General features: G+C 42.5%; 15 protein-coding genes. All 15 read right to left on the reverse strand.

The window, feature by feature from the left end:
• Positions 1-64: 64 nt before the first annotated feature.
• Positions 65-439 carry an FtsB family cell division protein gene (locus ASE42_RS17575; protein ID WP_003217952.1) on the reverse strand — a complete coding sequence of 125 codons (375 nt, stop codon included), beginning with the start codon at positions 437-439 and terminating at the stop codon, positions 65-67.
• Between the two features lie 18 nt (positions 440-457).
• Positions 458-1,096 (reverse strand): spore cortex biosynthesis protein YabQ, encoded by a 639-nt coding sequence (yabQ, locus tag ASE42_RS17580; RefSeq protein WP_041105727.1) that lies wholly within the window; start codon positions 1,094-1,096, stop codon positions 458-460.
• On the reverse strand, positions 1,093-1,401 hold the full coding sequence (yabP, locus tag ASE42_RS17585; RefSeq protein WP_024425646.1) for a sporulation protein YabP: 309 nt from the start codon (positions 1,399-1,401) through the stop codon (positions 1,093-1,095). The genes yabQ and yabP overlap by 4 nt, the downstream gene beginning before the upstream one ends.
• 73 nt (positions 1,402-1,474) lie before the next feature.
• On the reverse strand, positions 1,475-1,735 hold the full coding sequence (locus tag ASE42_RS17590; RefSeq protein ID WP_008341839.1) for an RNA-binding S4 domain-containing protein: 261 nt from the start codon (positions 1,733-1,735) through the stop codon (positions 1,475-1,477).
• Complete coding sequence (gene mazG, locus ASE42_RS17595; protein ID WP_056768428.1) at positions 1,732-3,216, reverse strand: nucleoside triphosphate pyrophosphohydrolase; 1,485 nt, start codon at positions 3,214-3,216, stop codon at positions 1,732-1,734. Before mazG ends, ASE42_RS17590 begins: the two co-directional genes overlap by 4 nt.
• A complete protein-coding gene (locus ASE42_RS17600; protein WP_056768429.1) occupies positions 3,206-4,810 on the reverse strand; it encodes a polysaccharide biosynthesis protein in 1,605 nt (534 codons plus the stop codon). Before ASE42_RS17600 ends, mazG begins: the two co-directional genes overlap by 11 nt.
• A 190-nt stretch (positions 4,811-5,000) precedes the next feature.
• Positions 5,001-5,537, reverse strand: coding sequence for a stage V sporulation protein T (gene spoVT, locus ASE42_RS17605; protein WP_024427194.1), 537 nt, complete (start codon positions 5,535-5,537; stop codon positions 5,001-5,003).
• Between the two features lie 139 nt (positions 5,538-5,676).
• Positions 5,677-9,210 (reverse strand): transcription-repair coupling factor, encoded by a 3,534-nt coding sequence (gene mfd / locus ASE42_RS17610; RefSeq protein ID WP_056768433.1) that lies wholly within the window; start codon positions 9,208-9,210, stop codon positions 5,677-5,679.
• Positions 9,211-9,278: 68 nt separating this feature from the next.
• Positions 9,279-9,509, reverse strand: coding sequence for an anti-sigma-F factor Fin family protein (locus ASE42_RS17615; protein WP_003217967.1), 231 nt, complete (start codon positions 9,507-9,509; stop codon positions 9,279-9,281).
• Positions 9,510-9,564: 55 nt separating this feature from the next.
• Positions 9,565-10,131, reverse strand: coding sequence for an aminoacyl-tRNA hydrolase (pth, locus tag ASE42_RS17620; protein ID WP_024425643.1), 567 nt, complete (start codon positions 10,129-10,131; stop codon positions 9,565-9,567).
• Between the two features lie 140 nt (positions 10,132-10,271).
• Positions 10,272-10,898, reverse strand: a complete 627-nt coding sequence (locus tag ASE42_RS17625; protein WP_024425642.1) for a 50S ribosomal protein L25/general stress protein Ctc — start codon at positions 10,896-10,898, stop codon at positions 10,272-10,274.
• A 138-nt stretch (positions 10,899-11,036) separates the two neighbouring features.
• Positions 11,037-11,990, reverse strand: a complete 954-nt coding sequence (locus ASE42_RS17630) for a ribose-phosphate diphosphokinase (RefSeq protein WP_024425641.1) — start codon at positions 11,988-11,990, stop codon at positions 11,037-11,039.
• A 27-nt stretch (positions 11,991-12,017) separates the two neighbouring features.
• Entirely contained in the window at positions 12,018-13,388 is a 1,371-nt protein-coding gene (gene glmU, locus ASE42_RS17635; RefSeq protein WP_056768436.1) for a bifunctional UDP-N-acetylglucosamine diphosphorylase/glucosamine-1-phosphate N-acetyltransferase GlmU, read from the reverse strand.
• 198 nt (positions 13,389-13,586) lie between these two features.
• Complete coding sequence (gene spoVG, locus ASE42_RS17640) at positions 13,587-13,883, reverse strand: septation regulator SpoVG (RefSeq protein ID WP_008357439.1); 297 nt, start codon at positions 13,881-13,883, stop codon at positions 13,587-13,589.
• Between the two features lie 224 nt (positions 13,884-14,107).
• Positions 14,108-14,485 carry a 2-iminobutanoate/2-iminopropanoate deaminase gene (gene ridA / locus ASE42_RS17645; protein WP_024425639.1) on the reverse strand — a complete coding sequence of 126 codons (378 nt, stop codon included), beginning with the start codon at positions 14,483-14,485 and terminating at the stop codon, positions 14,108-14,110.

Here is a 14,485-nt window from a genome sequence, read left to right on the forward strand (position 1 = left end):
TAGACTTATAAAAAAATCTCATTTGTTCAATTATACATAAACTGAATTTTAAGTGTCAACAAGGCTAATCGCTCTTATTGCCCACATCAAAGATTTTTTCGCCTTTTTTGGACATATAATAGTCCCGTCGTGCCAGTTCGAGTACGTATTCCTTGCTTTTCAGCTTCTTAATTTCATCAGAAATATCTTCCTGCTTTGTTTGTAATTGCTTCAACTCTTTTTCGAGCGCAACCTTCTTCTCTTCTTTTTCCTTTAGTGAAGACGATTGCGACCAGAGGGCACTTGTCACCAAGACAGCAAACATGAGCACGATTACACCAAACACGGTAAGCCTTCTAAGGAGTCCGCGACGTTTGCGTTTTAAGCGCTGCGCTTGCTGTTCCATTTGTTTTTGGTAATCATTTTGAATTTGTGCGATATTTCTTTTTCTCTTGTTCAAAATTGAAGGCCTCCTCTCTTACTTTGTCCAGAATTGTTTCCATTTCGTTTTGATGGTACCAGATAATTTCTTGGCCCCTTGTAAAATTCCTGCTCCTTTTGAGAAAAACAATCTCATTGATGTTCGCCATTTTTCGGGAATCCGATGAATAATGGTCACATTGAGTAACCAGATGAGCGGATAACAAACAATCGACAGCACCTTCCACACGAGCCGAAACGTAAAACGAACAAGACGTAAGAGCGAGTGGAGCAAGAACAGAATAGCACTTATAATCAATGTGATCATCCAGCGGATCGGCTGGAAGACAACCGACATGACCAGCCTTTTTAGGAAGAGAACAGTCTGATATACACACATCATGATAAACTTGAGAATCTTGAGATACAAATGTTTCATCAATGCCTGATACATCGAGAAACCTAGAGCAACAGCTAGAAAAATATAAAGCCTGAATTCTCCCTCATTTGTCAGCAGCAGGACGTAAAAGAATAAGAGACCCTGTACCATCCAAAAAAGGAGATCGTGGATAACCAAAAGCCATTTTGCTGTTTTTTCCCGGTTCACAAACAGCTTGTACGTATCAAGCGATGCGCCCAGCCAGATGCCCATCGCCGCCATGGAAAGCATCGTATAAAACTGGACTGTCAGCGTCATTTAAACAGCTTGCTAAAAAACCCTTTAGCTTTCTCCCCGTGCTGCTCATCAACATAGATTAAATCAAAAACACGTCCTTTAATCGACACAACGCCCTTTTCGACGTCTAGGTTTTTCATTTGCAGATTTTCTCCACGGATGGCGAGAATCCCCATGACCGTCTCCAGCAGAAATTCCTCACTATCAAAGCTTTCCACTTGTTTGACACCAGTAATATCTAAATGCTTTCTGTTTCGCATTGTGACATTGTGCTCCGCGTCTGATGACAGCTTCGTGCCTTGAGGTTGATTATAATATTGATTCATCTATACATCCCCCATATCTCATACTTGCATGTTACTGCATTGTATGTGATAAGAGGGTCATTTAGAACAAGCCCTATTCTGCTGTTTTTTCTTCTTTTAGCACAGTATACATGCCAGCCGCTTCTTCTTTTTTCGTCGTGTCCTTTAACTCGTTGACTTGAACAGTCACTAGTTTTTGACCAAAGCGGATTTGCAGCTCATCTCCTTCTTTCACGTCAGAGCTTGCTTTCGCCTGTGTTCCGTTAATAGATATCCTGCCTTGATCAGCTACTTCTTTTGCCAATGTTCTTCTTTTAATTAAACGGGACACTTTTAAAAATTTATCTAGTCTCATGTGTGTTCACCTCTTTCTATGCGTTTCGCATCGTTCCATAGATCGTCCATTTCCTCTAGCGTTAAGTCATCTAATGAACGGCCCATGTCCTTTGCTTTTTGTTCGATATGCTGAAAGCGCCGTATGAATTTTGTGTTGGCAGAAGCGAGTGCCGTTTCAGGCTCTAGGTGATAGAACCTGCCAATATTGACGAGAACAAACAAAAGATCTCCAAATTCATCTTTCATCTGCTTCGTTGCACCTTCGTCCGTCTTCTCTGCCACTTCAACGAGAAATTCCTGCTTTTCTTCTTCGTATTTGTTCCAAATGTCTTGAACATCTGTCCAATCAAAGCCTACTTTGGCAGCTTTCTTTTGGAGCTTATATGCCTTTGTTAGTGCTGGAAGTGTCGCCGGAATCGATTGCAAAATAGAACCGGTCCGCTCTGGCTTCTCCTGCTGTTTGATTTTTTCCCAGTTGGCCACCACATCTGCTGCCTCAGAAACATTCGTGTCACCAAACACATGGGGGTGGCGCCGAATCATTTTTTCTGTGACATGCTGAATGACGTCATCGATTGAGAAATAACCGTCATCTTCGCCAATTTGAGCGTGAAGCAGCACCTGCAGCAGCACATCGCCGAGCTCTTCCACCATATGATCTGGGTCATCTTCATCTATCGCTTCAAGCAGTTCATAGCATTCTTCAATTAAATATGGTTTGAGTGATTCATTGGTTTGTTTTTGATCCCATGGACAGCCGCCCGGACCTCTTAATGTACGTATGACGTCACGGAAGGTGTCAAATTGTTGATAAAGCAGCTGTTCATCTTGAATCGGAGGAACATAAACACTCGTTAAGTTATTTATCGACACATCTCGATCAAGTTCAAATAAAGGAACGGCAGTAATCTGTTCCTGACTGCTTCCAGCTGCTGTCACAATATAAACTTCATAATCGTCAGGGAGCTTTTCCATCAGCGTGAGTTTCACATTCGAAGCTGTCATCTGATCATATACCTGACAAATCAGGACGTGCTGGGTTAATTTTAGATCATCCGCTCTCATATCCCCTGCATCAACGAATTGTAATCCCTCGATGGGGTCAATCTGCAAGGAGTTGAATGTCGCATCTAGAAAGCTTTGTCCACCAGCGAAAGACACCTCAATCCCGCGCTCTTTCTGCCCGGCGACGAGCAGCTGTACGGTCTTTTCTGCTACAAATGGATGACCAGGTACTGCGTACACAATGTCTTTTTCCGCTGCCTCTGCAAATAATATTTCGGTAATTTCCTGATACACATGATCAAACTGATCGTGCTTTTCATAAATTTCATCAAAAAAGGTGAGAGCTGGGACCTCCTGCATTAACTCTGCGGTAAGCGGATGATCCTGCGTTCTCATAAATACTTCTTTCGCCTGCTTCAGCTGCTTAAATACACCGAGCGTCAGCTGATCCATGTCGCCTGCCCCGAGACCGACGACGGTAATCTTACCTGCCATTTTGATTCCCTCTCATCTGTTTAAAATATAAAATCTTTTTTCCTAATGGAATGAGTCTCCATTCCTCGTCCGTAAATACTTCTAGCTTAAGAATACTATATAAAAAGGCGAAACCACCAATAAAAACTGATGTCAGGCTCTCTAAAACGGAAAACGGACGTTTTTCAAAGGGGAGCACCCATGAAAACAGAGCCTGATATCCCATTAAGACAACAGCCATGAAGGCGGCTGATAAAAGAATTTTCACCGGGAACAGCTCTCTCAATGAAATCCATCCTTTATGCTTTAAATAAACGGCATTGAGCACGGCTGCTGTGAGAAAACCACATACAGTTGACCACGCGGCACCGTGGATGCCAAATAACGGTACAAACTCAATTGTTAGAATCCATTTCACCAGCACGCTGAGGACCACCACAACAGCAGGGTACACAGTATGCCCGAGCCCTTGCAGTAAAGCCGCCTGCGTAATAGCAATCGACGTAAAGGCGATCGATATACAGAATATTTGCAAGGCATCGGTGCCTAAGTCATTACGAAAAAGCATTGTATTGACTGGTGCTAAAATACAAATCAGTCCAACCGCTGACCCAATCCCTAATACCGACGTGGTCTTAACCGATGACCGAACTTTTTGCCGTATCGTTTCATGCTCTCCATTCCTCATGGCAGCCGATAAAAATGGTACAAGAGAGGTACCGATGCTGATGGCAAACACCGTTCCGAGCTGTAAGAAAGGCTGGCCTCGGTCATATACACCTTTCGCCGCCTTTGCCGCCGCTTCACTGAGACCCTCGCTGCGCAGCAACGCATACAGATGAAAAGCATCAATCATTTGCATCCATAAAATGAGCAAACCGCTGACACAAATCGTCAATGTATACAGCACCAAACTCTTCATAACATCTTTTTTTCGAAGTGTCGCCTGTTTGCCTGACATACTTGCAGCAGACTGCTTTCGATAGGTCAGCCAAAGGAAAAGAAGCAAAATGAGCGAGGCCGCACTTCCTGCGATAGAAGAGAACACCGCACCCGCCCCTGTTTCATAAAGCGAATAGCCGTGCCTCACGAAATAGAAGGATAAAACAAGCAGAACACCTACCCTGATGAGCTGCTCAACCAACTGAGAAACAGCTGTTGGAAGCATCAGACCGTCACTCTGAAAAACGCCCCTCAGCATCACGGTGAGCGGCAGAAATAGAAACACAAAAGCACTCATCTGGATGAGCAGAATTAATTGACTGTCTGCCATAAGGCTCGCAATTGTGCCTGCTCCTATGTAAAGACAAAGAAATAAGACCAGGCTCAGTAAAGTGATATAGACCAAGGATACCCTTGTAATGATCCGTCGATTCTCTTCCCCATGCTCACTCAAAAGCTTGGACACCATGACAGGAAAACCTGTTGTGCCAAGCATGATGGCAATGCCAAGGAATGGATATACCTGCTGATAAATATAAAACCCTGTGTCCCCTACGATGTTTTGAAATGGGACACGGTAAACGGCACTTAGTACCTTTGATAACAAGCCTGCGATGGTCAAAATCACCGCACCCTGGAAAAGCCAGTGCGGCTGATTCACAGCATTTTTCATGGATGACTCCTTTAAAATAGATCTACAGTTAAACGCACTCATTATATCATACGTGAAAGAAAAGGCGTTTCTTTCTAAGGAGTAGACGGCACATGTCTCGTTTTGTTTCATCCCATATAAAAAACCGACAAAATCAAATGATTTCATCGGCATTCTTTCATTTTATCAAGATGATATAGAGTTATTAGACCTAATGTTCCATTTGACGGGCTAAGAAGCCAGCTGCCGTTTCTGCCGCTTTATGCTCCACTTCTCCCATTGAACGCTCTTTAGAAAATAAGACGACGGCGCCAATCGGATCTCCGTTCGCAACAATAGGTGCAATGGTATAAGCAGATACGTCATCATCAATACCATCGACAAGTTGAATTTCTTTTTTATTTTCTTCTAACACAGAATTACGCTGATCCATTGTTCGTTCAAGTAAATCACTGATGGATTTGTTCAAGTACTCTTTTTTCGAACTGCCGGATACAGCAATATACGTATCTCGATCACAGATCAGGATGGAATGACCCAGACTGTCGAATAATGCATCAGCATATTCCTTCGCAAAGTCTCCTAGCTCACTAATCGGCGAATACTTCTTCAAAATTACTTCTCCATCGCGGTCGACGAAAATCTCAAGCGGATCTCCTTCCCGGATGCGCAATGTTCTGCGAATCTCCTTCGGAATAACCACTCTACCTAAATCATCGATGCGGCGTACAATTCCAGTTGCTTTCATTCACTGCTGCCTCTCTTTCGTTTGATGATGTGTTGGGTGAATGGAACAAAAGCGTCCACTTTATGCAACATTCACCACTTGACCCTGAGTTTAGTATCCGTCACATCAAACGTAATATACACGAGAGACAAACAAAATTTTATGAAGATGGAATGGTTTCTTTTTTCACATCTTGAAGGCCTCGAAGCATGTTAAGAACAACCTCAAGCCATTCCTCGGTCTTCTTGCCTTTCGTTTGGACAGAAATAATCAGTTTGCTGCCTTCCATTCCTAAACCGATTTCACGTCCATATTTACTGCCGAGCTCAAATAATTTTTGACCGTCGATTTCACTGCTTGCTTTCTCATCAAGGGTGAGTCTGACAATGCCTTTTTCCATCTTGATCAGCTCGACACGTTCCTGGACAGCGTACACCTTCATTGTCGCAATCGTAAACAAGTCAGCCACTTCTTGCGGATATTCACCAAATCGGTCGATCATTTCATCCTGAAGCTCTTTCCGCTCTTCAATCGAGCCAATTGCTCTGAACTGTTTATACATTTCAATCTTTTGCTTGCCATCCGAAATATAAGTGTCTGGGATGTAAGCATCAATTTGAAGATCAATTTCTGGCTCGAATTTATCTTGAGCCGTTGTATCGCCTCTTCTTTCCTCAATGGCTTCTTTCAGCATTTGAGAATAGAGGTCGAATCCAACCGAATCAATGAAACCATGCTGCTGAGCACCAAGTAAGTTCCCTGCTCCTCGAATCGTTAAATCACGCATCGCAATTTTAAACCCAGATCCGAGCTCTGTGAATTCTTTAATGGCTTGAAGTCTTTTCTCCGCAACTTCAGAAAGAACTTTATCTTTTCGATACGTGAAATAAGCATAAGCGACACGGTTCGAACGCCCGACTCGTCCTCTTAGCTGGTACAGCTGAGAGAGCCCCATTTTATCGGCATCGTGGACGATGAGCGTGTTCACATTTGGAATATCGACTCCCGTTTCAATGATGGTGGTACTGACCAATACATCTGATTCACCTTCAAGAAAATTAATCATCACTGATTCCAGCTCGTTCTCACTCATTTTCCCGTGCGCATAACTGACTTTTGCGTCTGGAACTAGCATGGAGATTTCGTCTGCTTTTCGTTCAATATCCTCAACACGGTTGTAAAGGAAGTACACTTGACCGCCGCGTGCTAATTCTCGCTCTATCGCTTCTCTGACTAGAGCGCCATTATACTCGACCACATAGGTTTGAACAGGGAAACGGTTTTCAGGCGGTGTTTCAATCACTGATAAATCCCGTACGCCAAGCATGGACATATGAAGCGTACGCGGTATTGGCGTAGCCGTTAATGTCAGTACGTCGATATTGGCTTTCATCTGCTTAATTTTCTCTTTATGCGTCACACCAAAACGCTGTTCCTCATCAATGATCAACAGTCCTAAATCCTTGTAGACGATGTCTTTTGAAAGAAGACGGTGTGTGCCGATAACCATATCGATCATTCCGTTTTTCAGCCCTTTTAACGTTTCAGTTGTTTCTTTTCTTGTACGGAAACGGCTCAGCTGCGCAATTTTGACAGGGTAGTCTTGGAATCGGTCCATGATTGTGTCAAAATGCTGCTGTGCTAAGATGGTTGTCGGAACAAGCAAGGCTACCTGCTTCCCGTCAGCAATCGCTTTAAAGGCCGCACGAATAGCCACCTCCGTTTTTCCGTAACCCACATCTCCACAAAGCAGACGGTCCATTGGACGTTCCCGCTCCATATCCTGTTTAATTTCGTGAATCGAACGGATTTGATCATCTGTTTCCTGATAAGGGAACGCAGATTCAAACTGGCGCTGCATCTCATGATCAGGCGAGAAGGCATATCCTTTGCTTGCCTCGCGTTCTGCGTACAGTTTAATCAGATCATCTGCGATGTCCTGTACAGATGTTTCAACTTTTTTCTTCACGCGTTTCCAATCGCTGCCGCCTAGTTTGTACAGCTTTGGTTCTTTACCTTCTGATCCTACATATTTCTGCACCTGATCAATTTGTTCAACCGGTACATAAAGCTTGTCGCTTCCTTGATAATGAATATTTAAATAATCTTTATGAATGCCGCCGATTTCAAGCGTTTCAATTCCTAAATATTTACCGATCCCGTGGTTAATGTGCACCACATAATCGCCGACTTGAAGCTCTGAATAGCTCTTGATCCGCTCTGCATTGGTCAGCTTTTGCTTACGCGCCTGTTTTTTCACACGTTTCTTGAAGAGTTCACCTTCTGTGATTACAGCAATTTTTGATAACGGCAGTTCAAAGCCTGTTTGCAGCTCACCTTGTAAAATATACACCTGTCCGCTCACAAGCTCAGCGTCCGGTTTAGCAAGAGCGGCTTCAATGTCATAATCATGCAGAACAGACGACAGCTTTTCTGTCCGCTCTTCATCAGCACCTAAGAAGACAACCGTGTATTGCTGTTTCTTATAGCGTTCAATTTCACTCGCCAGCACATTCATCTGTCCGTGGAAATTCTGCATTTGCTTACTAGATACATTGACGATATTTTGCGGATTTGTCTGCTGGACATGTCTCAGGAACAAAGAGTAGTACAGAATGGATCTCGATTGCTGATTGATCAGTTCTTGGAACGGGAAAGATAGAGATAAATCATGAAGAATATTGCCTTCTTCAAGCAGACTAATTGTCCAATCGGCTTCTTCCTGTTCAAGCTGTTCTTCCATCTCCTGAATTCTGCTGATTTCATCTAAAATAATAATCGTATCCTGCGATGTATAATCTAGCAAACTAGCAGGCTTTTCATAGAAATAGGACAGGTACTTCGTCATTTCCTGTGTCACGATGCCTTCTAGCAGCTTCTCGCGATCAGCAGAAATATTTTGATGAAGCAGTTCTTTTTGCTGATCTGAGTTGAATTTCTTTAAGCTCTTCGCCAGCCCTTGATCAAGCTGTTCAATGGCTCTCACTCGTTCAGGACCTCTCACAATTAACTCTTTTGCAGGACCTATTTTGATTTCTTGAAGGGTTTCTAATGAACGCTGTGTATCCGAATGAAACGTTCGAATCGAGTCTACTTCTGTATCAAACAGTTCAATACGGATTGGATGATCTTCCGTTAACGCATAGATGTCGATAATTCCTCCGCGCACACTAAAATCTCCGGGCGCTGCAACCATCGAGGTCCGGTCATAACCAATTTGTACGAGCTGTTTTGAAAACGCCTCCAAATCCATTTCTTCACCGATCTTTAAATGGATCTGACTCTCCTTCCAGAGCTCAACTGGCGGAAGCATCCTGCGAACCGCAGCAGCGGGAGTGACGATAATGGGGTTTTCTCCATTCGCAAGTCGATTCAAGACATCCAAACGCTGTGCTCTCAGCTCAGGACTGGCCACTGCAATTTCTGAAGCGATGAGTTCATTGACAGGATAAAGAAGGACCGAGCGATCGGGCATCACACTTGCTAGATCATCTGTAACCTTCTGCGCCTGATATAAATTGTGAGTCACAATAAACATTGGCCGCTTCAGTTCGTCTGATATCGCGGCTGTAAATAAAGATCTGACGGAGCCTGATAGTCCGGCAAGCAGCTGTTCTTTTAACCCTTCCTTTAGTCCATTAAAAATGGACTGAAAATCATCACTTTGTTTGATAAATGATTGTATGTTTTTCATTTGGCTCCTCCTCCCTGTTTGTTTAAAACAGAAAAACGCTTTGGTCTAATATCTACACCAAAGCTTTTTTATTGAATAAAAGTATGATACTGATGGTAATCAGGATTTCTTTCGAGCGCCTCTTGGCAATCCTCACAAATGGTTTGTACATGTAAATCACCATTTTCCCTATAAGAAATCATATCGTTTCTTTCCTCATTTGTTAAGTGATGAAATCCAAGTGCTTCACTTTGGACAGCGGATTCATCTAGACTGCCAACCTTTACACCACAGTGGCGGCAGTAATAATGCAAAGCCATACGTGATCCTCCCATGCTGAGATTTTATGATCAGTATGTGCTTCGCTTATCATTCTTATACCTTCTTGTTAAAATCATTCATCACTTCTAAAAATGGCTTTTTTAAAGCCGCTTCACAAGCCTCGACAGACGATTGAATGGCTGATGCGATGTCAGGCTGTTCTTCTTCTGAGAAACGTCCTAGCACGTAATCAACGACCTTCATGCCGTTTTGAGGACGTCCAATGCCGATACGGAATCGGTCAAATTCAGGTGAACCTAAATGCTGAATCAATGATTTGATTCCATTATGCCCGCCTGCACTTCCTTTTGTACGTAGGCGAATCCGGCCAGTTGGCAAATCAAGATCATCATAGATCACTTTCAAATGTTCGAGGGGAATATCGTAATAGTCCATCAGCGGACGCACACATTCTCCTGATAAGTTCATATATGTAAGCGGCTTTACAAGTAGAACCTTTTGCCCCGAAACAAACCCAGTTCCAAATTGTCCATGGAATTTTGATTGATTTAAAGGAATGTCCCATTTTTTCGATAATTCATCTATTGTCATAAACCCGACATTATGTCTTGTTTTTTCATATTCTTTTCCTGGATTGCCTAATCCAACGAATGCAATCATGAAACCAATAACCTCCTTTGTCACACAGCACACGCCTAAAAAATGAGCCAATCAGATTGCCTCATGTAAAAACGTATGAATTCTTTTCATTCTAGCACAAAAGACGCAACCGCGGGAGGGTTACGTCTTTAAATGACCAGTTATTCTCCATCGTCATCCTTTTCTTTAATGGCCTCAGGCTCTTGTGGCTCTTCTTCGCTATCTGGCTCAGGAACCTCTGATTGCTGAGGCGGCAGAATGGAGGCAACGACTTCTTCTGGATCGTTATTGATTTGATAAGATGACTGAACAGGCAGATCAGCAACTGTTAAGACATCATTGACTTCTAAGTTTGTAATATCAGCTTCAATATTCTGCGGGATATCTTTTGGTTTCGCTGTAACAGATAGTTCAAATAGTGGCTGCTGAAGCACACCGCCATCTTTTACCCCTTTAGATTCGCCAATCAGCTGTATTGGTACATCTGCCTCAATTTCACGCTGTAAGTCAACGACTTGGAAATCAGCATGGACAAGCTCGTTTTTCAGCGGATCTGTTTGTAATTCTGTCACCATCACAGATTTTGTTTCACCACCCACATCTAAGGTGATAATTGTATTCTTCCCTTCATCACGTAAGGTCTTTAATAAATCGATGCTGTCTAATGAAACAGCCAGGCTGTCTGTATTTTTTCCGTATATGACACCAGGAACGTGTCCTGAATGACGGATTTTTTGCAGTGTGGAACGTTTGAAATCAGTTCTTTTATTTGCTTTTAAAGTTGCCATATTCAGCACCATCCTATTTCTTTTTTGTCACTACTCTCATAATTACCCATAACCGAATCATTTTAAACCTATTTGCCGTGAATGATGATAGCAAAAAGACCCCAAGCTTGATGCCTAGGGCCTTTTTTAATCAGAAAATTAGCTGAAAAGGTAGCTCACAGATTCTTCTTCATGTACACGGATGATGGCTTCTGCAAGCAAAGGCCCAACCGAAAGCGGAATGAATTTTCCAACTTTCTTGTCATCAGTTAATTGAATACTGTTTGTCACAACCAATTCTTTAATTTTAGAGTTTGTGATACGTTCTACAGCTGGTCCAGACAATACTGGGTGCGTACAGCAAGCATATACTTCAGCTGCTCCATTTTCGACTAGCGCATTTGCTGCAAGTGTAATAGTACCAGCTGTATCAATGATATCATCGATCAGAATCGCCGTTTTGCCTTCAATGTTACCAATAATGTTCATGACTTCAGCAACGTTTGGCTTTGGACGGCGTTTGTCGATAATTGCGATTGGCGCTTTCAGGCGGTCTGCCATTTTACGCGCACGTGTCACACCACCGTGGTCAGGAGACACAACAACGATATCATTCAAGTTCTTCTGTTCGAAATAGTTTGTTAAGATTGGCACAGCCATTAAGTTATCGATTGGAATATCGAAGAAACCTTGGATTTGCGGCGCATGAAGATCAAGTGCAATCACACGTGTAGCACCTGCTGTTTCAAGCAAGTTTGCAAAAAGCTTCGCAGTGATTGGCTCACGAGGTTTTGCCTTACGATCTTGACGTGCATATCCGTAATAAGGGATCACAATATTGACAGTTTTCGCAGAAGCGCGTTTTAGCGCATCCACCATAATGAGCAGTTCCATAATATGCTCATTGACTGGCGCACTTGTTGATTGAATGACATAACAATCACAGCCGCGGATACTTTCTTCAATATTGATTTGGACTTCACCGTCACTAAAACGTTTAACAGAGCTCTTTCCTACATCAACTCCGATACGATCGGCAATTTCTTTGGCAAGTTCAGGGTTTGAATTCAAAGAGAATATCTTTAAATTCGCATCAGCATAACGATTAGACATGGTATGGTAAACCTCCGGGTATTTGGATTATTTTTTATGAATATTTTTCACATAATCTTCTTTATTGACTTGTCTTGCTCTAGCAATAGACAATGCATCCTGCGGTACATCTTCTGTAACCGTTGAACCGGCTGCAACATATGCCCCTTTTCCGACAGTGACTGGTGCAACGAGATTTGAATTACAGCCAATAAATGCGCCGTCTTCAATCTTCGTTAAGAATTTGTTTTTCCCATCATAGTTGACTGTAATGGAACCACAGCCAAGGTTTACATCAGTTCCGACCTCTGCGTCTCCAATGTAGCTTAGATGAGATGCTTTGCTGCGGTCTCCGAAAACTGTTTTCTTGATTTCGACAAAATTCCCGATTTTTACTTCATCGCCAATTTTCGACAACGGGCGAATATGAGCAAACGGTCCAATTGTCACATCAACTCCAACCTCACTATCGCAGACGACAGATTGCTTAATGACTGTTCGATCTCCGATGATGCTGTCAACAATTTCAGTGTTTGGCCCAATCGTGGCGTCTGCACCGATTTTTACATTCCCTTTGATGACCGTCCCAGGATAAATAACTGTATCTTCACCGATGACAGCATCTGGCGAAATATACGTGTTCTCAGGATCAATCAAGGTCACACCATTCTTCATATGCTGATGATTAATACGTCGCTTCATGAATTGCTCTGCTTGTGATAGAGCGATACGATCGTTAACTCCAAGTGTTTCTTCAAAATGCGGTGTTTGATAAGCTGCAACTGTTTGCCCTTCATTTTTTAGAATTTCAATAACGTCTGGCAAGTAGTATTCGCCCTGTGCATTTTCATTCGACACTTGCTCAATCACACGGAAGAGATCTTCATTTGAAAAACAATAAGTCCCTGTATTAATTTCATTCACTTGACGCTCTGCATCGTTCGCATCTTTATGCTCCACAATTTTCACGACAGCACCTGTTTCGTCACGAATAATACGGCCATAGCCTGTCGGATCATCCGCACGTGCTGTTAAAATAGTGACTTTCGCTTGATGTTTTTGATGCTCGCTTAACATGGCTTCCATTGTTTCCGCTGTCAATAATGGCGTATCACCACAAATGACAATGGTTGTTCCCTTTTCCTGCGCGAGGAACGACTTTGCTTGTTTGACGGCATGGGCTGTTCCCAGCTGTTCTTCTTGAAGTGCATACTCACTTCTGTCTCCAAGCTGCTCTTTCACGTCCTCTGCACCATGACCGACAATCGTCACTAGCTTGGCTAAAGAAAGCTTTAACGCTTCATCTGCCACATGCTCGACCATTGGCTTTCCGCAAACTGGATGAAGTACTTTATATAGCTTTGACTTCATTCTCGTTCCTTTTCCCGCTGCTAAAATCACTGCGAACCGCTTATCCATTGATTGGCCTCCAATATCCCTATTATCCATAGAAAAATATATCCTAAATAAAGACTGATTTCAAGGATACATAAGGAAGTACAATAATTTTCTAACAGATGAAAGACTTAAGAAACAAGAGAAAGAATGCAAAAAAGACAGCATTTAAAAGAAAACATTCATTTTCTCTTAAAGCCGCCTTTTTAGGTTCACATATGATTAAGAAGCTCCAGCTTCTTCATATTCAATTGTTTCTTCCTCTTCGCCTAAGCGATGATATTCATTTAATACAGCATCTTGGATTTTACCCCGAGTGCTTGAATTAATTGGATGTGCAATATCGCGAAACTCTCCATCAGGCGTGCGTTTGCTAGGCATTGCTACAAACAACCCATTGTTTCCATCAATCACACGAATATCATGAACAACAAATTCGTGGTCCAGCGTGATGGATGCAATCGCCCTCATGCGACCATCGGTATTCACGCGGCGTAATCTTACGTCAGTAACTTCCACAGTAGTTCACCACCTTTTCCCAATATAAAAGCATTACTTAGGTATTCAACGATCGTGGTGATTCTCCTGCTCTTTTTTTAAACTTTTTTTGAAATATCGGGATATTTATACATTATTTGTCATATTCGTGACGGCGCTTACATTCTCAGCATAAAAAAAGACATCATGATGATGTCTTTCCCTGCATATGATGAAACCAAACGGCTTTTATTGAGAGTGCCTGTTTATTTTACTAATGCAACTACTTCTATTTCTACAAGCGCATCCTTTGGAAGTCTTGCCACTTCCACGCATGAACGAGCTGGCTTATGTGTATGGAAATACTCACCGTACACTTCATTCACTTCAGCGAATTGTTCCATATCTTTAATGAAAACAGTTGCTTTCACGACTGTTTCAAAGGAAGCACCTGCTGCTTCAAGTACAGCCTCAAGATTACGGAATACTTGATGTGTTTGTTCTTTAATATCTCCATTTACAAAATCTCCAGCTGGGGTTAATGGAATTTGCCCTGAGCTGTAAAACATGTTATTGACAATAATTCCTTGAGAGTAAGGTCCAATGGCTGCTGGTGCATGTTTGGTTTGAACAACTTTTGTCAT

The sequence above is a fragment of the Bacillus sp. Root920 genome, assembly GCF_001429445.1.
Lineage (GTDB): Bacteria > Bacillota > Bacilli > Bacillales > Bacillaceae > Bacillus > Bacillus safensis.

Coding starts and splice junctions, on each gene's coding strand:
- ASE42_RS17630 (WP_024425641.1), bottom strand. CDS start 11,990: ATGTCTAATCGTTATGCTGATGCGAATTTAAAGATATTCTCTTTGAAT.
- mazG (WP_056768428.1), bottom strand. CDS start 3,216: ATGGCAGGTAAGATTACCGTCGTCGGTCTCGGGGCAGGCGACATGGAT.
- ridA (WP_024425639.1), bottom strand. CDS start 14,485: ATGACAAAAGTTGTTCAAACCAAACATGCACCAGCAGCCATTGGACCT.
- pth (WP_024425643.1), bottom strand. CDS start 10,131: ATGATTGCATTCGTTGGATTAGGCAATCCAGGAAAAGAATATGAAAAA.
- ASE42_RS17590 (WP_008341839.1), bottom strand. CDS start 1,735: ATGAGACTAGATAAATTTTTAAAAGTGTCCCGTTTAATTAAAAGAAGA.
- yabQ (WP_041105727.1), bottom strand. CDS start 1,096: ATGACGCTGACAGTCCAGTTTTATACGATGCTTTCCATGGCGGCGATG.
- glmU (WP_056768436.1), bottom strand. CDS start 13,388: ATGGATAAGCGGTTCGCAGTGATTTTAGCAGCGGGAAAAGGAACGAGA.
- spoVT (WP_024427194.1), bottom strand. CDS start 5,537: ATGAAAGCAACTGGAATTGTACGCCGCATCGATGATTTAGGTAGAGTG.
- ASE42_RS17625 (WP_024425642.1), bottom strand. CDS start 10,898: ATGGCAACTTTAAAAGCAAATAAAAGAACTGATTTCAAACGTTCCACA.
- mfd (WP_056768433.1), bottom strand. CDS start 9,210: ATGAAAAACATACAATCATTTATCAAACAAAGTGATGATTTTCAGTCC.
- ASE42_RS17600 (WP_056768429.1), bottom strand. CDS start 4,810: ATGAAAAATGCTGTGAATCAGCCGCACTGGCTTTTCCAGGGTGCGGTG.
- ASE42_RS17615 (WP_003217967.1), bottom strand. CDS start 9,509: ATGGCTTTGCATTATTACTGCCGCCACTGTGGTGTAAAGGTTGGCAGT.
- yabP (WP_024425646.1), bottom strand. CDS start 1,401: ATGAATCAATATTATAATCAACCTCAAGGCACGAAGCTGTCATCAGAC.